We start from the raw sequence: 24,391 nt of genomic DNA on the forward strand, positions 1-24,391 counted from the left end.
CCGCTCACGCCGCGTATGCGGCCTGCCCCTCCCGATCCTTGGCCTCGAAAATTTCCCGCGCCGCGAACAGCGCATTGAGCGCGGCCGGAAAGCCCGCATAAAGCGCCATCTGCATGAACACCTCGACGATCTGCTCGCGCGTGCAGCCGACGTTCAGCGCCGCCAAGATATGTACCTTCAGCTGCGGCTGCGCGCCGCCGAGGGTCGCGAGCGATGCGATCGTCGCAATCTCACGCGTGCGCAGATCGAGCTGCGGCCGGCTGTAGATGTCGCCGAAGCCGAATTCGATCAACAGGCGTCCGAATTCCGGCGCGACGGGCGCGAGCGCGGCGATTACCTGCTCGCCCGCCGAACCGTCGATTTCCCTGAGCTTGTCCCAGCCCCGCGCGTAGCGGTCGTTGTGTGCGTAGTCCATTGCGAGTCCTTATCGGGGTGTGAAGGCGACGAGGCTTCGTCGTCCTGTCGTGCCGGGTCGGGCTCAAGCGCGCCGCTCGTGGCCGCCTCGTAGTACGCGATCTTGTCGTCGATCGCGCCGAGGTTGCTCTGCAGATCGGCGATCCGCGCGAGCAGCGCGGTGCGATGCGCAACCAGCAGGTCGCGGCGTGCGCGCATCGTCGGATGGCCTTGCGCGCGCAGCGCGGCGATCTGCTGCATGCCGGAGATCGACATGCCCGTTGCCTTCAGACGCATCACGAAGCGCAACCAGTCGAGATCGGCCGGCGAGTACAGCCGATGCCCCGTCTGCGTGCGTCCGACCGGCCGGATCAGGCCGGCCTGTTCGTAATAGCGCAGCGTGTGCGTGGACACGCCGATCGTTTCGGCGACCTGACCGATGGTGAGCGCGGTTGAGTGTTTCGACATGACGGACTCAGGTTAGGACTTCGAGTGCACTCTAAGTCAAGCGTCGGACGCTGTCATTCCTTTGCGTTGCTCATTCTTTATCGCAGACGAGTTATCGCGACCGAAATCGAACGATATCGACCGATAAATTCACCGGCACTGCATGCCGCTAAAAGCTTTAAATATTGTGTGGCGGATTTACTTGTCATCAATTGATCGGTATAAATCGTCCGCTATCTCAAATCGGGCCTGCGATTTGTCCTATGCTTAAACGCAGCGCCCGCTGACAGGATAGGTGGTCCGTTCCCGGCTAACTTTTTTGCCCTCAATGGAGTGCTTGCCATGCTGAAGAAGCTTTTCATGCTTTGCCTCGCTGTGGCTTTGTCGCTGTCGGCCGGATTTGCCGCGGCCGTGGAAGTGAATACCGCCGATCAGGCCGCGCTCGAATCGGTCAAGGGCATCGGCCCCGTGCATGCGAAAGCAATTCTCGACGAACGCGCCAAAAACGGCCCGTTCAAGAACGCCGACGATCTCGCCGCGCGTGTGAAGGGCATCGGCCAGAAATCGGTCGAGAACCTCGAAGCGGCCGGACTGACGATCAACGGCTCGTCGGCACCGCCGACCGGCGCGAAGACGTCCACCAAGCCGGCCACGAAGACCACACCGGCGGCTCCCGCGGCAACCACCGCCGCCGCGCCCGCTGCCACGACGGCAGCGCCGGCCGCGGCTGCCCCTGCCTCGGCCGCGAAGCCGTCGAAGTCGAAGAAGAAGGACAAGGCCGCAACAGCCGAAGCGGCAGCCGCTTCGGCTCCGGCCGCCGCGGCTAGCGCGCCGGCCGACGCGTCCGGCACCAAGGCTTCGAAGAAGAAAGCGAAGAAGAGCAAGGCGGCATCCGCCGCGGCTGCGTCCGGCGCATGATGCCGGCGGGGCTGCCGCCCTGCGTTTCACCGCGACGCGCAACCGCGCGTCGACGTCACCCGCCCGGCCGTCATACGCGCCGGCATTCAAGAGAGACCGTCATGAGCCTACTCGACACCATCGGTTCCCTGCTTGGCAAATCGCCAGAAGGCGGCGGCCAGCAAGCGCTGATCGCCGCCGCGCTCGAATTCGTCAACAACCAGCCTGGTGGCCTGAACGGCCTGATCCAGCGCTTCCAGGAAAAGGGCCTCGGCGACGTCGTGTCGTCGTGGGTCGGCAATGGCGAAAACCAGCCGATCGCACCCGACGCGCTGCACAACGTGCTGGGCTCGGAAGCCGTGACCGGTCTCGCCGCCAAGGCCGGCGTCCAGCCGGATCAGGTGACGGGTCTGCTGTCGCAGATCCTGCCGCACGTCGTCAACGCGGCCACGCCGGAAGGCGAAGTGCCGGCCGATGGCAAGCTGAACGCGACCACGGTGCTCGGCGCGCTCGGCGGCCTGTCGGCGCTGCTCGGCAACAAGGGCAACGCTTGAGCACGCTGTGCGCCATGCGCTGGCGGCTCGCAGAGACCTTCGCTCCACGGTGATGCCACCGGTTTGAAATCGGCGGGCAAAAGAAAACCGGCAACGAAGTCACCTTCGTTGCCGGTTTCTTAACGTTGGTGGAACGACTCGCCTGCCGTCGTCCCTTCGCATCATCAAGCCATCGCCTTCAGTGCACGACGCGCTCGAACAGCAGCTTGCCGTCGTCCACTTCGACCGGAATTACATCCTTCGGACCGAACTTGCCGGCCAGAATCAGCTTCGCGATCGGGTTCTCGATCTCCTGCTGGATCGCGCGCTTCAGCGGCCGCGCACCGAACAGCGGGTCGTAGCCGACCTTGCCGATGTGCTCGAGCGCCGCGTCCGACACCACCAGCTGCATGTCGAGCTTCGCGAGCCGCTCGTGCAGACGCTGCAGCTGGATCCGCGCGATCGACTGGATGTTAGAGCGATCGAGCGCATGGAACACGACGACGTCGTCGATCCGGTTCAGGAACTCGGGCCGGAAGTGCAGCTTCACCTCTTCCCACACGGCGTCCTTCACGGCTTCCTGCGGCTCGCCGACCATCGCCTGGATTACCTGCGAACCGAGGTTCGAGGTCATCACGATCACCGTGTTCTTGAAGTCGACGGTGCGGCCCTGGCCATCGGTCATGCGGCCGTCGTCGAGCACCTGCAGCAGCACGTTGAACACGTCCGGATGCGCCTTCTCGATTTCGTCGAGCAGGATCACGCTATACGGCTTGCGGCGCACGGCCTCGGTCAGATAACCGCCCTCCTCGTAGCCGACGTAACCCGGCGGCGCGCCGATCAGACGCGCGACGCTGTGCTTCTCCATGAACTCGCTCATGTCGATACGGATGAGATGCTCTTCCGAATCGAACAGGAACGACGCCAACGCCTTGCACAGCTCGGTCTTGCCGACGCCGGTCGGCCCGAGGAACAGGAACGAGCCATACGGACGGTTCGGGTCCGACAGACCCGCGCGCGAGCGGCGAATCGCATCGGCGACCGCGCTGATCGCCTCGTCCTGGCCGACCACGCGCTCATGCAGCTTCGACTCGATCTGCAGCAGCTTTTCGCGCTCGCCCTGCATCATGCGCGACACCGGAATGCCGGTGGCCCGCGACACGACCTCGGCGATTTCTTCCGCGCCGACCTGCGTGCGCAACAGACGCGGACGCTTCGGACTGTTCTGCTCCTCGGCCTCGGCGCGCGTGACTTCCTTCAGCTGCGCCTCGAGACCCGGCAGCTTGCCGTACTGCAACTCGGCCACCTTCTCGAGCTTGCCCTCACGCTGCAGACGCACGATTTCCGCACGCGTCTTCTCGATCTCTTCCTTCAGCTGCGCGCTGCCCTGCACCGCCGCTTTTTCCGCGGTCCAGATTTCATCGAGGTCCGAATATTCCCGGTTGAGCCGCTCGATTTCCTCTTCGATCAGCTGCAGACGCTTCTGCGATGCTTCGTCCTTCTCCTTCTTCACCGCTTCGCGTTCGATCTTCAGCTGGATCAGACGACGGTCGAGCCGATCCATCTCCTCCGGCTTCGAGTCGATTTCCATCTTGATCTTCGACGCGGCTTCGTCGATCAGATCGATCGCCTTGTCGGGAAGGAAGCGGTCCGTGATGTAACGATGCGACAGCTCGGCGGCCGCGACGATCGCCGGGTCGGTGATGTCGACGCCATGGTGCAGCTCATAGCGCTCCTGCAGACCGCGCAGGATCGCGATGGTCGCCTCGACCGACGGCTCGTCCACCAGCACCTTCTGAAAACGGCGCTCGAGCGCGGCATCCTTTTCGATGTACTTACGGTATTCGTCGAGCGTGGTCGCGCCGACGCAATGCAACTCGCCGCGCGAGAGCGCCGGCTTCAGCATGTTGCCCGCGTCCATCGCGCCTTCGGCCTTGCCGGCGCCGACCATCGTGTGAATCTCGTCGATGAAGACGATGGTTTGCCCTTCGTCCTTCGCGATGTCGTTGAGCACCGCCTTCAGGCGCTCCTCGAACTCGCCGCGATACTTGGCGCCCGCGAGCAGCGCGGCCATGTCGAGCGACAGCACGCGCTTGTTCTTCAGCGTTTCCGGCACTTCGCCGTTGACGATGCGCTGCGCGAGCCCCTCGACGATCGCGGTCTTGCCGACGCCCGGCTCGCCGATCAGCACCGGGTTGTTCTTGGTGCGGCGCTGCAGGATCTGAATGGAACGGCGGATTTCGTCGTCGCGGCCGATCACGGGGTCGAGCTTGCCTGCGCGGGCGCGCTCGGTCAGGTCGATCGTGTATTTCTTCAGCGCTTCGCGCTGGCTTTCGGCGTCCTGGCTATGCACCTGCGAGCCGCCGCGCACCGCGGCGATCGCGGTTTCGAGCGCCTTGCGCGACAACCCATGCTCGCGCGCGAGACGGCCGGCCTCGCCTTTGTCGTCGGCGACCGCGAGCAGGAACATTTCGCTCGCGACGAACGTGTCGTTGAGCTTCTGCGCTTCCTTGTCGGCCTGGTTCAACAGGCCGGTCAGTTCGCGGCCGATCTGCACGTTGCCATCGGTGCCTTGCACTTGGGGCAGCCGCGTGACCGCGTCGTTCAGTGCGGTTTGTAGAGGTTGTACATGCACGCCGGCGCGCGACAGCAGCGACCGAGCGGAGCCGTCCTGCTGCGCGACGAGTGCCGCGAGCACGTGGACGGGTTCGATGTACTGATTGTCGTGGCCAACCGCCAGACTCTGGGCGTCCGCGAGCGCTTCCTGGAATTTAGTGGTGAGTTTGTCGATTCTCATCAAGAGACCTCCAATTTCGATTACCACCAAAATGAGGCGTTTTATTAGGGTTTCAAGCGCTTTTTTGGCCTCGGTCGCAACTATTTAACATTTGAGCGCAAGAACTGCCGCGATCCTTCCCCAGTGGCGCGGCCGGGCGGGTTTGCGCACCCGGGAGCCGGCCGGATGTTCTAGTTCTTGTGGCCCAGCGTCGCCGGACTGCCGCCGCGCGTGCTATCCGATACCACCGTAATCGGCAGCGGCACCATCTGAATCGTGGAGCCTAACCCGAGCAACGCCGCGAGCGGACTTTTCGGTTGCGCGACTTCGCCGATCGTAAAACGATCGAGCTCGGCGAGAAAAGCGAGGTTCGCCGCCTGCAACGCGCCACGCAGCCGGCACTGCGTCGTGATGACGCAAGGCCGCTGTTGGCCCTGCCGGTCCGGCAGACAGCCGACCAGCGCAAAGTCGCTTTCCGTGACCCGCACCACGTCGCCGACGGTCAGCGACAGCGATTGCGCGCCGAGCCGCAAGCCGCCGTTGCGGCCGCGCACGGTTTCGACCCAGCCGAGCTCACCCAGCTGCTGCACGACCTTCATCAGATGGTTCTTCGAGATGCCGTAGGCTTGCGAAATGTCCTGAATCGTCGATAATCCGTCGCCCCGCACCGCGAGGTACAGCAGCACGCGCAGCGCGTAATCCGTATAGTCGGTAAGTCTCATAGGTCCCGGTATAGCTTGAAAGGCTGCGAGCAAGTGCCTTGAACGTCCCGATAACCGCGTCCAGGCAAGGTTTGCCGGGAACGAGCGCTACGCCCTAACATGACTGGCTGGCATGACTGGCCGGCGGGTGTCGTTCCGCGAATCGCGCGGCAAAACTGTTTCGGATAGCAATAGTAGCTTTTTCCGCATCAACCGTTTGTTAGAAAAACGGGGGGTTCAAGGTTCAGTTCAGCCGTCATCGGCAACCGCAATTTTCTGGAATCCGCATGAATCCGTCTTTCCCCGCCGCGCCGCCGGTCGAACGCGCGGCCGAACCCACCGACGCCAATATCGGCGACCTCGTCTATGGCTTTTACGATCGCGTGCGTGCCGACCCGCTGCTCGGTCCGGTCTTCGACGCGAAGCTCGCGGACCGCTGGGACGACCATCTGCCGAAGATGTGCACATTCTGGAGCAGCCTCGTGCTCGGCGCGAAGCAGTATCGCGGCAACGTGCAGCAGGCGCATCAGCCGCTCGAAGGCATCGAGCCGCAGCATTTCAGCCGCTGGCTGTATCTGTTCCTCGATACGGTCGAATCGCGCTATCAGCCGGCCGCGGCGGTCCGTTTCATGGAGCCGGCGCTGCGGATCGCGCAGAGTCTGCAACTGAGCCGTTTCGGCTGGGATTACAAGATCCCGCCGGAGCAGCAGGCGCTGCTCGAGCGGGTGGCGCCGAAGCGTCGGCCGCGAGTTGGCGACGTTGACGACGATGGCGAGCATCCGTCGCGGCCGGCTGGGGAGCCGTTTCCGGTGCCGATCATCGGGCGCTCGCGGGACGAGTGAACGTCGGCCGGCGCCGACGCCCCTCACACAAAGACGCCGCGTGCGCCGTCGCAACTCCGCGGCCCGCGACTCGTTTACTCCGGAGTCCGATTTCCCGAATCGATTCCCCAGCGCGCGAGCGCGGCATCGTCGGTCACGCGCGCGTCGACCCAGCGCTCGCCCGCGTCGGTTTTCTCCTTCTTCCAGAATGGCGCTTCGGTCTTCAGATAGTCCATCACGAATTCACACGACGCAAACGCGTCGCCGCGATGCGCGGCCGTCGTCGCAACGAGCACGATCTGATCGAGCGGATACAGCTTGCCGACGCGATGCACGATCAGCACCTCGATGCCCGGCCAGCGTTCGCGCGCACGCTCGACGATCGCCTCGAGCGACTTCTCCGTCATGCCCGGATAATGCTCGAGCTCCATCGTCTCGACCGCGCTGCCCTCGTTGAGATCGCGCACGGTGCCGACGAAGCACGCGAGCGCGCCGATCCTCGGATTGCGCGCGCGCAGCGCGGCCACCTCGGCGCTGAGGTCGAAGTCTTCGGTCTGGACGCGAACGGGCATGGACGGCTCCTGAGGGCTTTTGTCGCTGGCGTGAACGTGATGTGCGAGAGCGCGGTTCAGCCGCCGGTGACGGGCGGAAAGAACGCGACCTCGCAGCCCTCGGTGAGGCGGGTGCTCGCGCCGGTCATCAGGTGGTTGCAGGCCATGCGCAGCGCGCGGCCTTCGGCGAGCGTCTCGGCCCAGATGCCGCCACGCACGCGCAGCCACGCGCGCACATCGCCGACGGTCGCGATGCCGTCGGGCACCTCGACGCTTTCGTCGGATGTATTGAGCGCTTCACGCACGCTCGCAAAGTATCGGAGTTCAATCTTCATCGGGATACCGCCGGTCTACGCCGCGCATGCCACGGACGACCGGCCTCAGTTCAACAGTTCAGAAAACGGAATGAAGCGCACGGTTTCACCGGCGCTGATCGCGTGGTTCGGCGGATTGTCGATCAGACCGTCGCCCCACACGGTCGACGTCAACACGGCCGAACTCTGATTGGCAAACAGATCGAGCCCTCCCGCCACGTTCACGCGCGCGCGCAGGAACTCGTTGCGGCGATCGGCCTTGCCCTGCGTGAAGTCCGCGCGCAGCGACAGCGCGCGCGGCGCGACCGCCTGCACGCCGGCCAGCCGCAGTACGAACGGACGCACGAACAGCAGGAACGTCACGAAGCTCGACACCGGATTGCCGGGCAGGCCGATGAAAAACGTTTCGGCCGGCTCGCCCCCATTTGCACCACCCGCACCACCCGCACCACGCCGCACCGCGCCGAACGCGAGCGGCTTGCCCGGCTTCATGGCGATCTGCCACATCGACAGACGCCCTTCGGCCTCCACCGCCGGCTTCACGTGATCCTCCTCGCCGACCGACACGCCGCCGCAGGTGAGAATCAGATCGTGCGCCTCGGCGGCTTCGCGCAGCGTCGCGCGGGTCGCGTCGAGTTGATCGGCGACGATGCCATAGTCGGTCACGTCGCAGCCGAGCTTCTCGAGCAGGCCGCGCAGCGTGAAGCGATTCGAGTTGTAGATCGCGCCGGGCTTCAGCGGCTCGCCGGGCATCGTCAGTTCGTCGCCGGTGAAGAATACGGCGACTTTCACGCGGCGGCGCACCTCGAGCCGCGCGCATCCGACCGACGCGGCAAGCCCCAACGCCTGCGGCGTGAGCCGCGTGCCGGCCGGCAGGATCACCGAGCCCGCGCGAATATCGGCGCCCTGCGCGGTGATCCACTCGCCCGCCTGCGGACGATGCACGATCGTCACCTCGTCGCCAGCCGCCTCGGTCTGCTCCTGCATCACGACCGCGTCCGCGCCGGCGGGCACCGTCGCGCCGGTGAAGATGCGTGCCGCGCTGTTGGGCGCGAGCGGCGTCGGCGCATGGCCGGCCGGAATGCGTTGCGAGACCGGCAGGCGGCTGCCGTGCGCGAGATCGGCGATGCGGACCGCGTAGCCGTCCATCGCGCTCGTGTTCATCGGCGGCACGTCGAGCGGCGACGTGACGTCGGTGGCGAGCACGCGATTCAGCGCGTCGAGCGTCGGCAGCGTTTCGATACCGTCGAGCGCGCGCGCGGCGTCGAGCAGGATCGCCAGCGCATCGGCAGTGGCGAGCATCGGAGCGCGGGGCGTGGGTGTGGACATCTGGGGGGGTGGAAGCCGCAGGTTAAAAGAACATTGTAGCGGCCGATGCCGTTAGCCTGGGCGGCCGGGCGTTATGGGGAGCTTTTGGTGTTTTTTCGATGCGTGGCCGCCGAGGGTGCGGCCAGCGTTTTCTCGTAGTGCGGGCGTGGGCGTCGATCAACGTGAAGCGACGCGGCATCCCGCGTGAGCCGTAAAACGGCTCACGCGGCCCGCTCGCCCTTATTCGCCGGCATTCGCGACGATGAAGTCCTTCACCCGCTGCGCATCCGCGGGCACGACCTCGAAGCGCTGCGGCAGCGACTCGAGCCCCGAGAACGCCGCCGGCCGCTCCGGCTCGCGCAGCAGCGCCTCGCGGATCGTCTCGCCGAACTTGATCGGCTGCGCGGTCTCGAGCACGATCATCGGAATGCCGGGCTGCAGATGCTCGCGCGCGACCTTCACGCCGTCGGCCGTGTGCGTGTCGATCATCGTGTCGTAACGCTGGAACACGTCGCGGATCGTGTCGACGCGGGTGTCGTGGCTGCTGCTGCCCGACACGAAACCGAACTCCCTTACGCGCGCGAAGTCGCCACTTGCCGCGAGATCGAAACCGCCCTTCTCCTCGACGTCGCGGAACAATTGCAGCACGCGCGCCGGATCGCGGCCGAGCAGGTCGTACACGAAGCGCTCGAAGTTCGATGCCTTCGAGATGTCCATGCTCGGGCTGCTCGTGTGATACGTCTCGGCCGCCTTGCGTACGCGGTAAATACCAGTGCGGAAGAACTCGTCGAGCACGTCGTTCTCGTTGGTCGCGACGACGAGCTTCTCGATCGGTAGACCCATCATGCGCGCGATATGACCCGCGCACACGTTGCCGAAGTTGCCCGACGGCACCGTGAACGACACGCGCTCGGCGTTCGACTTCGTCGCGGCAAAGTAGCCCTTGAAGTAATAGACGACCTGCGCGACGACACGCGCCCAGTTGATCGAATTGACCGTGCCGATCTTGTACTTCGCCTTGAACGCGTGATCGTTCGACACCGCCTTCACGATGTCCTGCGCGTCGTCGAACACGCCTTGCACCGCGAGGTTGAAGATGTTCGGGTCTTGCAGGCTGTACATCTGCGCGGTCTGGAACGCGCTCATCTTTTTGTGCGGCGACAGCATGAACACGCGGATGCCCTTCTTGCCGCGCATCGCGTATTCAGCGGCGCTGCCGGTGTCGCCCGACGTCGCACCGAGAATGTTCAGCGTTTCGCCATGCTTCGCGAGCGCGTACTCGAACAGGTTGCCGATCAGCTGCATTGCCATGTCCTTGAACGCGAGCGTCGGACCGTTCGACAGTTCGAGCAGCGACAGCGGCGCGCCGTCTTCGACGCCAAGCGTCTTCAGCGGCGTGATCTGCGCGGCGCTTTCGTCGTCGCGCACGTTGCAGTAGGTCGCGGCCGTATAGGTCTTGCGCGTCAGTGCGCGCAGGTGGTCGGCGGGAATGTCGTCGCAGAACTTCGACAGGATCTCGAAGGCGAGATCCGCGTACGGCAGCGTGCGCCAGCGCGTGAGTTCGTCCGCGGTGACCCGCGGATAGTCGGCCGGCAGATACAGGCCGCCGTCTTTCGCGAGACCGCCGAGCAGGATCTCGGAGAAGGTATGGCGCTCGCCGGCTCCGGCGCCGCGCGTGGAGAGGTAGTTCATAGTTCGGCCTAGTTCAGCGCTTCCATGCGCAGCTTCGTGACTTGCGAGACAACGGTCTGCAGCGCCTCGATCGACCTGATCGCGGCATTGACCTGCTTTTCGACCGTCTCGTGCGTGATCAGCAGAATGTCGGTTTCGCCCTTGCCGTTCGCGTCGACGAGCTCCGATTCCTTTTGCAGCAGCGCGTCGATCGAAATGCCGGTGTCCGCCAGAATGCGCGTGATGTCGGCGAGCACGCCGGTCACGTCGGCGACGCGCAAACGCAGGTAGTAGCCGCTCGTGACTTCTTCGATCGGCAGGATCGGGGTGTTCGACAGGCTGTCCGGCTGGAATGCCAGATGCGGCACGCGGTGCTCGGGGTCGGCCGTGTGCAGACGCGTCACGTCGACGAGATCGGCGACCACGGCGGAAGCCGTCGGCTCGGCGCCCGCGCCCTTGCCGTAGTACAGCGTCGTGCCGACCGCGTCGCCATGCACGACGACGGCGTTCATCGCGCCTTCCACATTCGCGAGCAGGCGCTTTTCCGGAATCAACGTGGGGTGCACGCGCAGCTCGATGCCCTTGTCGGTGCGTCGCGTGATGCCGAGCAGCTTGATGCGGTAGCCGAGCTCCTCGGCGTATTTGATGTCGATCGCGGCGAGCTTGCTGATGCCTTCGACGTACGCGCGGTCGAACTGCACCGGCACGCCGAACGCGATCGCGCTCATGATCGTCGCTTTGTGCGCCGCGTCGACGCCCTCGATGTCGAAGGTCGGGTCGGCTTCCGCGTAGCCGAGCTCCTGCGCGGCCTTCAGCGCGGTCGCGAAATCGAGCCCGCGGTCACGCATCTCCGACAGGATGTAGTTCGTCGTGCCGTTGATGATGCCCGCGATGTACTGGATGCGGTTCGCCGTCAGCCCTTCGCGCAGTGCCTTGATGATCGGAATGCCACCCGCCACCGCCGACTCGAACGCGACCATCACGCCGTTCGCGCGCGCCGCCTCGAAAATCTCCGTGCCATGCACCGCGAGCAGCGCCTTGTTGGCGGTGACCACGTGCTTGCCGTTGTTGATCGCGCGCAGCACGAGGTCGCGCGCGATGCCGGTGCCGCCGATCATTTCCGCGACGATCGCGATCGCAGGATCGTCGACGAGCGCGTTGAAGTCATCGGTCAGCGCCACGCTGCCGGCTGCGCCGCCGAGCGCCGCGGTCGCCTTGGCCGGGTTGCGCACGGCAATGCGCGCAATCTCGATGCCGCGACCCGCGCGACGTTTGATTTCTTCCTGATTGCGGCGCAGTACCGTGAAGGTCCCGCTGCCTACCGTGCCGAAGCCCAGCAGTCCAACTTTGATCGGTTCCATGCAGCGTGTGTTTCTAGTAGAGGTTTGAAAAGGGTGTCGGGGGTGGCACGAGCGGCGCGCCTCATTTGACACATCAGGCGCCACATCGTACGCGAGGCCGGCTCAGGCCGTGTGACGTTTGCGGTAGCCGTCGAGGAAGCGCGCGATCCGGTTGATCGAATCCGCGAGGTCGTCGACGTTCGGCAGGAACACGACACGGAAGTGATCCGGCGTCTTCCAGTTGAAGCCAGTGCCCTGCACGAGCAGCACGCGCTCTTCGAGCAGCAGGTCGAGGATGAACTGCTGGTCGTTCTGGATCGGATACACCTTCGGGTCGAGGCGCGGGAACATGTACAGCGCCGCCTCGGGTTTCACGCAGCTCACGCCGGGGATCGCCGTCAGCATGTCGTAGGCGAGCTCGCGCTGCTTGTACAGGCGCCCGCCCGGCACGATCAGGTCGTTGATGCTCTGATAGCCGCCGAGCGCGGTCTGGATCGCGTACTGGCCGGGCACGTTCGGACACAGCCGCATCGACGCGAGAATGCCGAGCCCTTCCAGATAGTCTTTCGCGAGCCGGCGGTTCTCGCCGATCAGGCCCGAAATGGCCATCCAGCCGGCGCGATAGCCGCACGAGCGGTAGCTCTTCGACAGGCTGTTGAACGTGACGGTCAGCACGTCTTCGGACAGCGACGCCATCGACGTGTGCGTCTTGCCGTCGTAGACGATCTTGTCGTACACCTCGTCGGCGAAGATCACGAGGCCGTGCTGGCGCGCGATCTCGATCAGGCCGAGCAGCAGTTCGTCCGAGTACAGCGCGCCGGTCGGGTTGTTCGGGTTGATCACGACCAGCGCGCGCGTGTTCGGCGTGATTTTCGCGCGGATGTCATCGAGGTCGGGCATCCAGCTATTCGACTCGTCGCAGATGTAGTGCACCGGCGTGCCGCCCGCGAGGCTCACGCCGGCGGTCCACAGCGGGTAATCGGGCGCGGGCAGCAGCACTTCGTCGCCGTCGTTGACGAGGCCCTGGAGCGCCATCACGATCAGCTCGGACGCGCCGTTGCCGATGTAGACGTCGTCCAGTTCGACGCCGTGCACGCCCTTTTTCTGCGTGTAGTGCATGATCGCCTTGCGCGCGGCGAACACGCCCTTCGAGTCGGAGTAGCCCGACGAGCTGGGCAGGTTCAGGATCATGTCCTGAATGATCTCGTCCGGCGCCTCGAAGCCGAACGGTGCCAGATTGCCGATGTTCAGCTTGATGATGCGGTGACCCTCTTCTTCGAGCCGCTTCGCATGTTCGAGGACGGGCCCGCGAATGTCGTAGCAGACATTCAACAACTTATTGGATTTGAGAATCGGTTTCACGGCGGGCACTTCATCCTGGTTGATGGCTGGGGCAAACCTTGGGCAAACGGGGCCTGGCTGACGACGCCGGGCCGCGCGGATTCACCGCTACGGGGGAATTCGGACGCGACGGCGGCCAGTCGCGAAATGGGGTCGAACTGTCGAGCGGCCGCGGCTTTTCGGGTTCCGGCGTGAAAAAAAACGCAGCGAAAGCGGGCGATGCCAACCCAGGTGGCCGGTGGGCCACGGCGATGCGCCCAGCGCGGCTTGTGGCGGCACTTGAGCGAGGGGCGCCGCAAGGCGGCTAAAAAGTTATAATTTAGCGGATTTTGGCCGACTTCCGCAATGCACCACCCGCATCGGCAAGCCTTTTCGGCCTTCTCGTGTGTCACACGCGTCGAACCGCGCGGCCTGTGCGACGTGCAGCCAGGCCGGCAACACGCATGACGTCTCACGACGACTTCGGAAAACCAATTTGAAATTACATCAGGATTCCAGCGGCGCGCTCAATACCGTTACCGGCTACGGCGCCGACTACGTCGAAATCAATCTGGTGCGTCACGCGGGCAGTATTCTCGTGCTGCCGGACGCGCCGGTCATTCCCTGGCCCGTCTCGTCGTTCGAGCAGTTGAGCGCCGAGCATTTCGCGATGCTGGTCGACGCCGCGCCCGAAGTGGTCGTGTTCGGCAGCGGCGAGCGGCTGCGCTTCCCGCACCCGCGCCTGACCGCCGCGCTGACCGCGAAACGCATCGGCGTAGAAACGATGGACTTCAAGGCCGCCTGCCGCACCTACAACATTCTGATGGCCGAGGGCCGCAAGGTCGCGGCCGCGTTGCTGATCGAGGCCTGAGCGTGCCTGGCGCCGGCGCACCCGGCCGGCCCGGTTCTGGCCCCCCGCGGCGCGCCCGTGCGCGCGCCGTCGATAACAAGAAGGGTTGATATTTCATGAACGATACGCCGTCGAGGCTACCGCTCAATCGCACCGCGATCCTGTTGCTGGTGCTGGTTCTCGCCGTGATCTGGTTCGTGCCGCTTGGTTGGCGCCATCTGCTGCCGAGCGACGAAGGCCGCTACGCCGAAATGGCGCGCGAAATGTTCCTGACCGGCGACTGGATCACGCCGCGCTACAACGCCTACAAGTACTTCGAGAAGCCGCCGCTGCAAACCTGGGCGAACGCGCTGACGTTCGCGTGGTTCGGCATCGGCGAATGGCAGGCGCGCCTCTACACCGCGCTGACGGGCTTCGCCGGCGTACTGCTGATCGGCTTTACCGGCGCCCGCGTGTTCAACGCGGCGACTGGCGTGTTCGCGGCACTCGTGCTCGCCTGTTCGCCGTACTGGAACCTGATGGGCCACTTCAATACGCTCGACATGGGCCTGTCGCTCTGGATGGCGCTCACGCTGTGCGCGCTGCTGCTCGCCCAGCGCCCGAACCTGCGGCCCCCATGCGTGCGCGGCTGGATGTGGGTGTGCTGGGCGTCGATGGCGCTGGCGGTGCTCTCCAAGGGCCTGGTCGGGCTGATCCTGCCGGGCGCGGTGCTGGTGCTCTATACGCTGATCGCGCGCGACTGGGCGCTGTGGAAGCGTCTGCATCTGGTGAGCGGGCTGATCGTTTTTCTCGCGATCGTGACGCCGTGGTTCGTCCTCGTGCAGCAGCGCAATCCGGAATTCCTGAACTTCTTCTTCGTCGTTCAGCAGTTCAAGCGCTATCTGACGCCCGAGCAGAATCGCCCCGGCGCGTTCTACTACTTCGTGCCAGTACTGCTGGTGGGCTTCCTGCCGTGGCTGTCGGTAACCGTGCAAAGCGTGCGCCACGCGTGGCGCCAGCCGCGTCAGCCGAACGGCTTCGCGCCGGTCACGCTGATGCTCACGTGGATCGTCTTCATTTTCCTGTTCTTCAGCGCGTCGCACTCGAAGCTGCTGTCCTACACGCTGCCGATCGCGCCGCCGATCGCCATGCTGATCGGCATGTATCTGCCGCTCGTCACGCGCGAGCAGCTGCGCCGGCATCTGGCGGGCTACGCGCTGTTTTTCGTGGTCGCCGCGTTCGCGGCGCTGTTCCTGCCGCGCTTCGGCACTGCGCGCAATCCAGCCGAGCTGTATGCCGAATACCGCGTGTGGGTACTCGCCGCGCTCGCCGTCGCGTTCGTGCTCACGCTGTTCGCGCTGTGGCTGAACCGCCGCGGCCAGGGCGGCGTGGGCGCCAACGCGCGAGTCGGTCTCGGCAGCCTCGCCGCGTTCGGCGCGGGCTGGCTGCTGCTCGGCACCATCGCGGGCACCGGCCACGACGTGTTCGGGCGCCTGAGCTCCGGCGCGCCGCTCGCGCCCGCGATCAAGGCCGAGCTCGCGAAGCTGCCGCCCGACACGCCGTTCTACTCGGTCGGCGTGCTCGACCACACGCTGCCGTTCTACATCGGCCACACGATGATCATGGTCGCCCACCCGGACGAGCTCGCATTCGGCGTGTCCGTCGAGCCGCAAAAATGGGTGCCGACGGTCGACGCGTGGATCGAGCGCTGGAAGGCCGATCCCTACGCGCTCGCGCTGATCCCGCCGCCGACCTACGAGCGCCTCGTCAAGCAAGGCGTGCCGATGCAGGTGATCGCGCGCGATCCGCGCCGCGTGGTGGTGATGAAGCCGCTCGCCGACGCTGCTGCCGCCGCCCCGGCCGCAGCGGCGGCAGCAGCGCCCGCTACCCCCGCTAACGCCGCCTCGGCAGCCGTTGAAGTGAGGCCCGCGGCATCGGCCACGCCGGCCCCCGTCTCCACGCCCGCGGCAAAGCCCTAACCCTTTCGAGAACCAGACCGTTCGATGAACCCGATTTCCCTGTTCTGCATCCTGGCCGGCGTCACGCTGAATGCCGGCGCGCAGCTGCTGCTCAAGGCCGGCACGAATGCCGTTGGACACTTCGAATTCACCCGTGCGAACATCCTGCCCATCGGCTTCAAGCTGGCAACCCAGCCGCCGATCATCGGCGGGCTCGCCTGCTACGTGATCAGCGTGGCGGTGTGGATCATCGGGCTCTCGCGCGTGGACGTGTCGATCGCCTATCCGATGCTGTCACTGGGCTACGTCGTCAACGCGATCGCCGCGTGGTACCTGTTCGGCGAAGTGATGTCGGTGCAGAAGCTGGTCGGCATCGGCATCATTCTCGTCGGCGTGGTCGTGCTCGCGCGCAGCTAGGCGCGGCGCCCCGCGTAGGAACCGGCGCGGCACACGCGCCGCCTAAGCGTGACGTAAGGTAGGCCGCGGTAAGCTGAGCGGTTGCGTTTTTTAAGCCGCGGCCTTGGGTTTGCGGGTAGTTTGTGGTTTACTTCGCGCCCGTCGGGCCGCGCCCCTTTCAATCGAGCGATGCATTCATGAGCCAGTCACAAGTCCCGTTTTTGCCGTTTGTCAAACCCGAGATCGACGAGGAAACGATCCAGGGCGTCGCCGACGTGCTGCGTTCCGGCTGGATCACCACCGGCCCGCAGAACCAGAAGTTCGAGGCCGCGCTGTCCGAGTTCTGCGGCGGCCGCCCGGTGCGCACCTTCAATTCCGGTACCGCGACGCTCGAAATCGGCCTGCGCATCGCCGGCGTCGGTCCCGGCGACGAAGTGATCACGACGCCGGCCACCTGGGTGTCGACCTGCAACGTGATCCTCGAAACCGGCGCGACGCCAGTGTTCGCCGACATCGACCCGATCACGCGCAACATCGATCTCGACCTGCTCGAAAAAGCGCTCACGCCGCGCACCAAGGCGTTGCTGCCGGTGTTCCTGGCGGGCCTGCCGGTCGACATGGACCGTCTGTACGGGATCGCCCGCGCGCACGAGCTGCGCGTGATCGAAGACGCCGCGCAGGCGTTCGGCTCCACCTGGAATGGCGAGCGCATCGGCAAGCTCGGCGACATCGTGTCGTTCAGCTTCCACGCGAACAAGAACCTGACCTCGGTCGAAGGCGGCGCGCTGGTGCTGAACAACGAGGAAGAAGCGGTGCTCGCGCAGAAGTACCGGCTGCAGGGCATCACGCGCACCGGCTTCGACGGCATGGACTGCGACGTGCTCGGCGGCAAGTACAACCTGACCGACGTCGCCGCGCGTGTCGGCCTCGGCCAGCTGCCGCATCTCGAGCGCTTCATCGCGCAGCGCAAGAAGCTCGTGCGCGCGTACTTCGCGCAATTCGAAGGCGGCGCGGCCGTTCGGCTCGGCGTCGGCCTGCCGCCCGCGGACTTCGAAAACAGCAACTGGCACATGTTCCAGATCACGCTGCCGCTCGAAAAACTGTCGCTCGACCGCGCCGGCTTCATGGGCGAGCTGAAGGAGCGCGGCATCGGCTCGGGCGTGCACTACCCGGCGCTGCACCTGTTTTCCCTGTACCGCGCGCGCGGCTTCAAGGAAGGCATGTTCCCGCACGCGGAGCGCTTCGGCGCCACCACCGTCACGCTGCCACTCTTCACGCTGATGAACGAAGGCGACGTCGAGCGCGTGTGCCGCGCGGTCAACGAAATTTGCGAACACTACGGAAAATAAGCGGACATGACTTATTCGGAACATCGCGCCGTCGCACCGGAAGTGTCGATCATCATTCCGGTGTACAACGAGGAAGCCGGACTGGCCGCGCTGTTCGCGCGCCTCTATCCGGCGCTCGACGCGCTCGGCACCGGTTATGAAGTCATCTTCATCAACGACGGCAGCCGCGACAAATCCGCGGCGCTGCTCGCCGGGCAGTTCCGCGCGCGCCCCGACACCACGCGCGTGATCCTGCTGAACGGCAACTACGGCCAGCACATGGCGATTCTCGCGGGCTTCGAGCAGTCGCGCGGCGACATCGTGATCACGCTCGACGCCGACCTGCAGAATCCGCCCGAGGAAATCGGCAAGCTCGTCGCGAAGATGCGCGAAGGTTTCGACTACGTCGGCACGATCCGTCGGCAGCGCCAGGACAGCCTGTGGCGCCGCAAGGCGTCGCGCGCGATGAATCATCTGCGCGAGCGCATCACGCGCATCAAGATGACCGACCAGGGCTGCATGCTGCGCGCCTACAGCCGCCATATCGTCGATACGATCAACCGCTGCGGCGAAATCAACACGTTCATCCCGGCGCTCGCGTACACGTTCGCGCAGAATCCGGTGGAAATCGAGGTCGCGCACGAGGAACGCTTCGCCGGTGAGTCGAAGTACTCGCTGTACTCGCTGATCCGTCTGAATTTCGACCTCGTCACCGGCTTCTCGGTGGTGCCGCTGCAATGGCTGTCGTTCATCGGCGTGATCCTGTCGCTAGGGTCTGCGGCGCTGTTCGTCCTGCTGCTGATTCGCCGTTTCATCATCGGCGCGGAAGTGCAAGGTGTGTTCACGCTGTTCGCCATCACGTTCTTCCTGCTCGGCGTGATCATCTTCGCGCTCGGCCTGCTCGGTGAATACATCGGCCGGATCTATCAGCAGGTGCGTGCGCGGCCGCGTTATCTGGTGCAGACCATTCTCGAGCAACGCGACGGCGGGGCCGTCGCCGAAGCGCCGCGTCAGACCGTCGTGCAAGGCGTGCAGCCGGTGCCGGTCGCCGACCAGGGACACCATCCATGAAGCCGCGCGCCGTCGTATTCGCGTATCACAACGTCGGCGTGCGCTGCCTGCAGGTCCTGCTCGCGCGCGGCGTCGAGGTCGCGCTCGTCGTGACCCACGAAGACAACCCGAGCGAGAACATCTGGTTCGGCAGCGTCGCATCGGTGGCAGCCGGGCACGGCATTGCCGTCGTCACGCCGGCCGATCCGAAGAGCCCCGAACTGCGCGCCGCGGTGAGCGCCGCGCGGCCGGACTTCATCTTCTCGTTCTACTACCGCCACATGTTGCCGCTCGACCTGCTCGCGATCGCCGCACGGGGCGCTTACAACATGCACGGCTCGCTGTTGCCGAAGTATCGCGGCCGCGTGCCGACCAACTGGGCGGTGCTCAACGGCGAAAGCGAAACCGGCGCAACGCTGCACGAAATGGCCGCGAAGCCCGACGCCGGCGCGATCATTGCGCAAACACCGGTGCCGATCCTGCCCGACGACACCGCCGCGCAGGTCTTCGACAAGGTCACGGTCGCCGCCGAGCAAACGCTGTGGCGCGTGCTGCCGGCGCTGCTCGCGGGCGAGGCGCCGCATCTGCCGAACGATCTCGCGCATGGCAGCTACTACGGCGGGCGCAAACCGGAAGACGGCCGCATCGACTGGAATCAGTCCGCGCAACAGGTCTACAACCTGATCCGCGCGGTCGCGCCGCCGTATCCGGGCGCTTTCACCGAGCTGAACGGGCGCCGTTTCATCGTCGCGCGCGCGCGTCTGGCCGCGCCCGGCGCGCTCCGCTCGGATTTGCCCCCGGGCCTGCACGTAAGCGATAATGCCGTTTTCGCGATCTGCGGCGACGGCCGCGCGATCAACATCCACGAATTGCGGCACCAGCACGATGGCGGTGAGTCTGCCGTCAGTCCGGCGGAATTCGCCCAGCTCATCCAATCTCATTCATGAAAAAAGTCCTGATTCTGGGTGTGAATGGCTTCATCGGCCATCACCTGTCCAAACGCATTCTCGAAACCACCGACTGGGAAGTGTTCGGGATGGACATGCAGACCGAACGTCTCGGCGACCTCGTCAATCATGAGCGGATGCACTTCTTCGAAGGCGACATCACGATCAACAAGGAATGGGTCGAATATCACGTCAAGAAGTGCGATGTGATTCTGCCGCTCGTCGCGATCGCCACGCCCGCAACGTATGTGAAGCAGCCGCTGCGCGTGTTCGAACTCGACTTCGAGGCGAACCTGCCGATCGTGCGTTCAGCCGTCAAGTACGGCAAGCATCTGGTGTTTCCGTCGACCTCCGAGGTCTACGGCATGTGCACGGACGAGCAGTTCGATCCGGAAGAATCGCAGCTGTCGTACGGCCCGATCAACAAGCCGCGCTGGATCTACGCGTGCTCGAAGCAGCTGATGGACCGCGTGATCTGGGGCTACGGCATGGAAGGCCTGAACTTCACGCTGTTCCGTCCGTTCAACTGGATCGGCCCGGGCCTCGACTCGATCTACACGCCGAAGGAAGGTAGCTCGCGCGTGGTCACGCAGTTCCTCGGCCACATCGTGCGCGGCGAGAACATCAGCCTCGTCGATGGCGGCGCGCAGAAGCGCGCGTTCACGGACATCGACGACGGCATCAGCGCCCTGATGAAGATCATCGAGAACAGGAACGGCATCGCCACCGGCAAGATCTACAACATCGGCAACCCGATCAACAACTTCTCGGTGCGTGAGCTCGCGCACAAGATGCTGGCACTCGCGGCCGAATTCCCCGAATACGCGGACTCGGCCAGGAAGGTGCAACTGGTCGAAACGTCGTCGGGCGCGTACTACGGCAACGGCTATCAGGACGTGCAGAACCGCGTGCCGAAGATCGACAACACGAAGAAGGAACTTAGCTGGGCACCCACGTCGACTTTCGACGAAGCGCTGCGCAAGATTTTCGAAGCGTATCGCGGCCACGTCGCGGAAGCCCGCGCACTCGTCGAACAGCAATAAGGGCGCGTCCTTGGCTCGCATCGTCCTGAAGATCGACGTCGACACGCTGCGCGGCACCCGCGAAGGCGTGCCGAATCTCGCGCGCATCTTCGACCGCTTCAAGGCCCGCGCCACCTTCCTGTTCAGCCTCGGGCCCGACCACACCGGTTGGGCGATGCGCCGCGTGCTGCGGCCGGGCTTTCTGAAGAAGGTGTCGCGCACGTCGGTGGTCGAGCATTACGGCGTCAGGCAGTTGATGTACGGCGTGCTGCTGCCCGGTCCGGACATCGGCGCGAAGGCCGCGGCCGAGATGCGCGCGATCCACGAAGCCGGCTTCGAGTGCGGCATCCATACGTGGGATCACGTGTACTGGCAGGACAACGTGCGCGCCCAAGATCGCGCGTGGACCGTCGCGCAGATGCAGCTAAGCCACGCGCGGTTCATCGAGATATTCGGCGCGCCGCCCGTCACGCACGGCGCCGCGGGCTGGCAGATGAACGGCCACGCGTTCGAGCAGATCGACGCGTGGGGCATGCGCTACGCTTCCGACGGCCGCGGCCACTCGCCATATCTGCCGGTGGTCGACGGCAGGACGCTGAAGCACGTGCAGATGCCGACCACGCTCCCGACGCTCGACGAAGTGCTCGGTGTCGATGGTGTCGATACGCACAACGTCGCCGCGTGGATGCTGAAACAAACTGAAAAAAATCCGCACGACCAGGTGTTCACGCTACACGCGGAACTCGAAGGACAGAAACTCGCGCCGGTTTTCGAACAGTTGCTCGAAGGCTGGCGCGCCCAGGGCCACACGTTCGCGACGATGGGCGATTACTACGCCACGCTAGACCGCGACACGCTGCCATCGTACCCTGTCGCGTGGGGCGAGATTCCGGGACGCTCCGGCGAACTGATCGTCCAGCCCTGAAGGCCCGCGACGCGGGAGTCGTTAGAAGGCGCGCCCCGCCTGTTACCCGCTTCCTTGCCGGGTCTGACGATCGGACAACCGCGCGCCGACCGTATTCCCGAACAACAACAACCTCGACGACAGACCGGCCGACGCCGCGGCACCTAGCGACGCCAGCCCCAATAACCGGAGAATCTCGTGTCCATCGCAGTCGACCAACCCATCCCCGACTTCACCGCCGCCGCGACGGGCGGCGAAATCACGCTGTCAAAGCTGCGGGGCAAGAAGGTGGTGCTGTATTTCTACCCGAAGGACAACACGCCGGGCTGCACGACCGAAGGGTTGCAGTTCCGCGATCTGTATCCGAAGTTCAAGAAAGCCGGCGCGGAAGTGATCGGCGTGTCGCGCGACAGCCTGCGTTCGCATGACAACTTCAAGGCTAAGCTCGAACTGCCCTTCCCGCTGATTTCCGACCCGGAAGAAACGCTGTGCGCCCTCTTCGCCGTCATCAAAATGAAGAAAATGTATGGCAAAGAGGTACGGGGCATCGAGCGCTCCACGTTCCTCGTCGACGCCGATGGCGTGCTGCGCCGGGAGTGGCGCGGCGTTAAAGTGCCGGGCCACGTCGACGACATTCTGGAGGCTGTACAAGCGCTTTGATGCGCGTTATATTGGCCCGCAATGAGTGCCTGTCCACCCCACATTGTTCTCCGCTGCGCCAGCCCTGACGGCCGCCTGACCGGATCCACCGGTGCCGTTCGGAGCGTGAGGCGCAACGTGAGCATCATCGTCGAGCCGCTTGCCCCGAATGCCGGGGCGGCGGCTTTTTTAATTGCGCGCGACCGTTCGTTCATTGGTTCACGCGCTTCCGTCAAGGAGCCTATCGAAAACCAGGCGAACCGGCATCTCTAGACCGAATGCGCGCCTCCTCGCGCAAACTCGATGTCCCATGAGGGCATCGTCAGAATGCGACGGGCGGCGCACGATATGTGACCCGATCATTCCGAGGGAAACCATGCCTTTGCCTACTCCCCCCAACAAGCTCGGCAATCTTTTGTCGCCTGACGAATACAAGGCCAAAGCCGTCACGCCCGCGCGCTCCACCGCGAAAAAACAGGCGCGTGAAGGGGAATCCGCAGAGTCGGCCGATTACGGCCGCGTCAATGTCGCCACACCGATGGCGCACGCTGCCAACGCCGCCACCACGTTGTGGCCCGTGCCCGCCGTCGAGTCGCCGCCCGCCGCGCAACCCGCGCCCGCGCGCGGCCGCAAGGCGAGGCAGACCGCCGCGCTGTTGCAGCCGGTTCCGTCCGCGCGAGCGCAGCTCGAAGCCGACGCGGCCGAAGCGCAGCCGGTCGTCGCACGCGCGCCTGCCGCGAAGCAGCGCACGGACGAAACAGCCGCCGCGCCCGCCGCAGCGAGCCCTGCCGCCACGCGCAAGAAACGTGGCACGGGCGCCACGCCAGCCGAGGTGCAGAAGCTTTTCGTGCTCGACACCAACGTGCTGATGCACGATCCGAGCTGCCTGTTCCGCTTCGAGGAGCACGACGTCTATCTGCCGATGATGACGTTGGAAGAGCTCGACAACCACAAGAAGGGAATGTCGGAAGTCGCGCGTAACGCGCGTCAGGTGAGCCGCACGCTCGACGCGCTCGTCGCGAACGCGGGCGACATGGCCGACGGCATTTCGCTCGCGCGTCTGGGCAGCCGCGAGGCGTCCGGGCGGCTGTACTTCCAGACCCGGCTGACCGCGATCGAGCCGGTCGAAGGTCTGCCCGAAGGCAAGGCCGACAACCAGATCCTCGGCGTCGTGCGCGCGCTGCAGCGCGATCGCGCGGATCGCCAGGTCGTGCTGGTGTCGAAAGACATCAACATGCGCATCAAGGCGCATGCGCTCGGTCTGCCCGCCGAAGACTACTTCAACGACCAGGTGCTCGAGGACAGCGACCTGCTGTACACGGGCATCCGCGCGCTGCCGCAAGACTTCTGGACCAGGCACGCGAAGGGCATGGAAAGCTGGCAGGACACGAAAACCGGCACCACGTACTACCGCGTGACGGGTCCGCTGTGCGCATCGATGCTGGTCAACGAGTTCGTTTATCTGGAGCCGCAGAACGGCGAGCCCGCGTTTCATGCGCTGGTGCGCGAACTGAACGGCAAGACCGCGCTGCTGCAAACGCTGCGTGACTATGGCCACCACAAGAACAACGTGTGGGGCATCACGGCGCGCAATCGTGAGCAGAACTTCGCGCTGAACCTGCTGATGAATCCGGACATCGACTTCGTCACGCTGCTCGGCCAGGCCGGCACCGGCAAGACGCTGGTCGCACTCGCGGCGGGTCTCGCGCAGGTGCTCGACGACAAGCGCTACAACGAGATCATCGTGACGCGCGCGACGGTGCCGGTCGGAGAAGACATCGGCTTTCTGCCGGGCACCGAAGAGGAAAAGATGCAGCCGTGGATGGGTGCGTTCGACGACAACCTCGAAGTGCTGCAGAAAACCGACGACGCCGCCGGCGAATGGGGCCGCGCCGCGACCCAGGAGCTGATCCGCTCGCGCCTGAAGATCAAGAGCATGAACTTCATGCGCGGCCGCACGTTCGTCGACAAGTATCTGATCATCGACGAGGCGCAGAACCTGACGCCGAAGCAGATGAAGACGCTCGTCACGCGCGCGGGTCCGGGCACGAAGATCATCTGCCTTGGCAACATCGCGCAGATCGATACGCCTTACCTGACCGAGGGCAGTTCGGGCCTGACCTATGTGGTCGATCGCTTCAAGGGCTGGGCGCACAGCGGACACGTGACGCTGGCGCGCGGCGAGCGCTCGCGCCTCGCTGACTACGCGTCGGAGATTCTCTAGAGGTTTGCCGGTTGTTTTCCGG

General features: G+C 65.0%; 24 protein-coding genes. 14 read left to right on the forward strand and 10 right to left on the reverse strand.

Annotated features, from left to right (window positions below; translation table 11 throughout):
* Window positions 1-4: 4 nt before the first annotated feature.
* Together F6X39_RS26720 and F6X39_RS26725 are read right to left on the reverse strand one after the other, a co-directional pair.
* A complete protein-coding gene (locus F6X39_RS26720; protein ID WP_187618788.1) occupies window positions 5-415 on the reverse strand; it encodes a carboxymuconolactone decarboxylase family protein in 411 nt (136 codons plus the stop codon).
* Window positions 334-861, reverse strand: coding sequence for a MerR family transcriptional regulator (locus tag F6X39_RS26725; RefSeq protein WP_090804611.1), 528 nt, complete (start codon window positions 859-861; stop codon window positions 334-336). Before F6X39_RS26725 ends, F6X39_RS26720 begins: the two co-directional genes overlap by 82 nt.
* A gap of 321 nt (window positions 862-1,182) precedes the next feature.
* Between F6X39_RS26725 and F6X39_RS26730 the strand changes: the two genes are divergently transcribed.
* On the forward strand, window positions 1,183-1,758 hold the full coding sequence (locus tag F6X39_RS26730; RefSeq protein WP_187618789.1) for a ComEA family DNA-binding protein: 576 nt from the start codon (window positions 1,183-1,185) through the stop codon (window positions 1,756-1,758).
* Window positions 1,759-1,859: 101 nt separating this feature from the next.
* Complete coding sequence (locus F6X39_RS26735) at window positions 1,860-2,291, forward strand: YidB family protein (protein WP_018418148.1); 432 nt, start codon at window positions 1,860-1,862, stop codon at window positions 2,289-2,291.
* A gap of 178 nt (window positions 2,292-2,469) precedes the next feature.
* Here the strand turns inward: F6X39_RS26735 and clpB are convergent, their stop codons facing one another.
* Both clpB and F6X39_RS26745 read right to left on the reverse strand, forming a co-directional pair.
* Window positions 2,470-5,067 (reverse strand): ATP-dependent chaperone ClpB, encoded by a 2,598-nt coding sequence (gene clpB / locus F6X39_RS26740; RefSeq protein ID WP_090804607.1) that lies wholly within the window; start codon window positions 5,065-5,067, stop codon window positions 2,470-2,472.
* A 170-nt stretch (window positions 5,068-5,237) separates the two neighbouring features.
* Window positions 5,238-5,768 carry an Rrf2 family transcriptional regulator gene (locus F6X39_RS26745; RefSeq protein WP_184043901.1) on the reverse strand — a complete coding sequence of 177 codons (531 nt, stop codon included), beginning with the start codon at window positions 5,766-5,768 and terminating at the stop codon, window positions 5,238-5,240.
* Window positions 5,769-6,034: 266 nt separating this feature from the next.
* Between F6X39_RS26745 and F6X39_RS26750 the strand changes: the two genes are divergently transcribed.
* Complete coding sequence (locus F6X39_RS26750) at window positions 6,035-6,589, forward strand: group III truncated hemoglobin (RefSeq protein WP_187618790.1); 555 nt, start codon at window positions 6,035-6,037, stop codon at window positions 6,587-6,589.
* A 74-nt stretch (window positions 6,590-6,663) separates the two neighbouring features.
* Here F6X39_RS26750 and F6X39_RS26755 read toward each other — a convergent pair whose 3' ends face one another.
* The 6 genes from F6X39_RS26755 to F6X39_RS26780 all read right to left on the reverse strand — a co-directional run bounded on the left by F6X39_RS26755 (window position 6,664) and on the right by F6X39_RS26780 (window position 13,123).
* On the reverse strand, window positions 6,664-7,140 hold the full coding sequence (locus tag F6X39_RS26755) for a molybdenum cofactor biosynthesis protein MoaE (RefSeq protein ID WP_090804601.1): 477 nt from the start codon (window positions 7,138-7,140) through the stop codon (window positions 6,664-6,666).
* 56 nt (window positions 7,141-7,196) lie between these two features.
* On the reverse strand, window positions 7,197-7,454 hold the full coding sequence (gene moaD / locus F6X39_RS26760; protein ID WP_187618791.1) for a molybdopterin converting factor subunit 1: 258 nt from the start codon (window positions 7,452-7,454) through the stop codon (window positions 7,197-7,199).
* 45 nt (window positions 7,455-7,499) lie between these two features.
* Window positions 7,500-8,735, reverse strand: a complete 1,236-nt coding sequence (glp, locus tag F6X39_RS26765) for a gephyrin-like molybdotransferase Glp (protein WP_184028988.1) — start codon at window positions 8,733-8,735, stop codon at window positions 7,500-7,502.
* 246 nt (window positions 8,736-8,981) lie between these two features.
* Window positions 8,982-10,433 (reverse strand): threonine synthase, encoded by a 1,452-nt coding sequence (gene thrC / locus F6X39_RS26770; protein WP_187618792.1) that lies wholly within the window; start codon window positions 10,431-10,433, stop codon window positions 8,982-8,984.
* Between the two features lie 8 nt (window positions 10,434-10,441).
* Window positions 10,442-11,773, reverse strand: a complete 1,332-nt coding sequence (locus F6X39_RS26775) for a homoserine dehydrogenase (protein WP_187618793.1) — start codon at window positions 11,771-11,773, stop codon at window positions 10,442-10,444.
* Between the two features lie 102 nt (window positions 11,774-11,875).
* Window positions 11,876-13,123, reverse strand: coding sequence for a pyridoxal phosphate-dependent aminotransferase (locus tag F6X39_RS26780; protein ID WP_316251726.1), 1,248 nt, complete (start codon window positions 13,121-13,123; stop codon window positions 11,876-11,878).
* A 445-nt stretch (window positions 13,124-13,568) separates the two neighbouring features.
* On the opposite strand from F6X39_RS26780, the gene F6X39_RS26785 reads away from it, so the two are divergent.
* The 11 genes from F6X39_RS26785 (at window position 13,569) to F6X39_RS26830 (ending at window position 24,369) form a co-directional block, all read left to right on the forward strand.
* Window positions 13,569-13,943, forward strand: coding sequence for an Mth938-like domain-containing protein (locus F6X39_RS26785; RefSeq protein WP_090804589.1), 375 nt, complete (start codon window positions 13,569-13,571; stop codon window positions 13,941-13,943).
* Window positions 13,944-14,038: 95 nt separating this feature from the next.
* Entirely contained in the window at window positions 14,039-15,880 is a 1,842-nt protein-coding gene (locus F6X39_RS26790; protein ID WP_187618795.1) for an ArnT family glycosyltransferase, read from the forward strand.
* A 24-nt stretch (window positions 15,881-15,904) separates the two neighbouring features.
* Window positions 15,905-16,276, forward strand: coding sequence for an SMR family transporter (locus F6X39_RS26795; protein ID WP_013089326.1), 372 nt, complete (start codon window positions 15,905-15,907; stop codon window positions 16,274-16,276).
* Window positions 16,277-16,452: 176 nt separating this feature from the next.
* On the forward strand, window positions 16,453-17,604 hold the full coding sequence (locus F6X39_RS26800) for a DegT/DnrJ/EryC1/StrS family aminotransferase (RefSeq protein WP_187618796.1): 1,152 nt from the start codon (window positions 16,453-16,455) through the stop codon (window positions 17,602-17,604).
* Window positions 17,605-17,610: 6 nt separating this feature from the next.
* Window positions 17,611-18,654 carry a glycosyltransferase gene (locus F6X39_RS26805; protein WP_184029067.1) on the forward strand — a complete coding sequence of 348 codons (1,044 nt, stop codon included), beginning with the start codon at window positions 17,611-17,613 and terminating at the stop codon, window positions 18,652-18,654.
* Window positions 18,651-19,580, forward strand: a complete 930-nt coding sequence (locus tag F6X39_RS26810) for a formyltransferase (protein ID WP_187618797.1) — start codon at window positions 18,651-18,653, stop codon at window positions 19,578-19,580. The genes F6X39_RS26805 and F6X39_RS26810 overlap by 4 nt, the downstream gene beginning before the upstream one ends.
* The gene (locus F6X39_RS26815) at window positions 19,577-20,623 is read left to right on the forward strand and encodes a bifunctional UDP-4-keto-pentose/UDP-xylose synthase (RefSeq protein WP_187618798.1); all 1,047 of its coding nucleotides are present in this window, start codon (window positions 19,577-19,579) and stop codon (window positions 20,621-20,623) included. The genes F6X39_RS26810 and F6X39_RS26815 overlap by 4 nt, the downstream gene beginning before the upstream one ends.
* Before the next feature lie 10 nt (window positions 20,624-20,633).
* Complete coding sequence (locus F6X39_RS26820) at window positions 20,634-21,527, forward strand: polysaccharide deacetylase family protein (protein WP_187618799.1); 894 nt, start codon at window positions 20,634-20,636, stop codon at window positions 21,525-21,527.
* A gap of 177 nt (window positions 21,528-21,704) precedes the next feature.
* The gene (locus F6X39_RS26825; protein ID WP_187618800.1) at window positions 21,705-22,166 is read left to right on the forward strand and encodes a peroxiredoxin; all 462 of its coding nucleotides are present in this window, start codon (window positions 21,705-21,707) and stop codon (window positions 22,164-22,166) included.
* A gap of 117 nt (window positions 22,167-22,283) precedes the next feature.
* Window positions 22,284-22,418, forward strand: a complete 135-nt coding sequence (locus tag F6X39_RS37035) for a hypothetical protein (protein ID WP_260321379.1) — start codon at window positions 22,284-22,286, stop codon at window positions 22,416-22,418.
* A gap of 103 nt (window positions 22,419-22,521) precedes the next feature.
* On the forward strand, window positions 22,522-24,369 hold the full coding sequence (locus F6X39_RS26830; protein WP_187618801.1) for a PhoH family protein: 1,848 nt from the start codon (window positions 22,522-22,524) through the stop codon (window positions 24,367-24,369).
* Window positions 24,370-24,391: the final 22 nt, after the last annotated feature.

Origin of the sequence: Paraburkholderia sp. UCT2 (assembly GCF_014397665.1) — a bacterium.
In the GTDB taxonomy this organism is placed as follows: Bacteria; Pseudomonadota; Gammaproteobacteria; order Burkholderiales; family Burkholderiaceae; genus Paraburkholderia; species Paraburkholderia tuberum.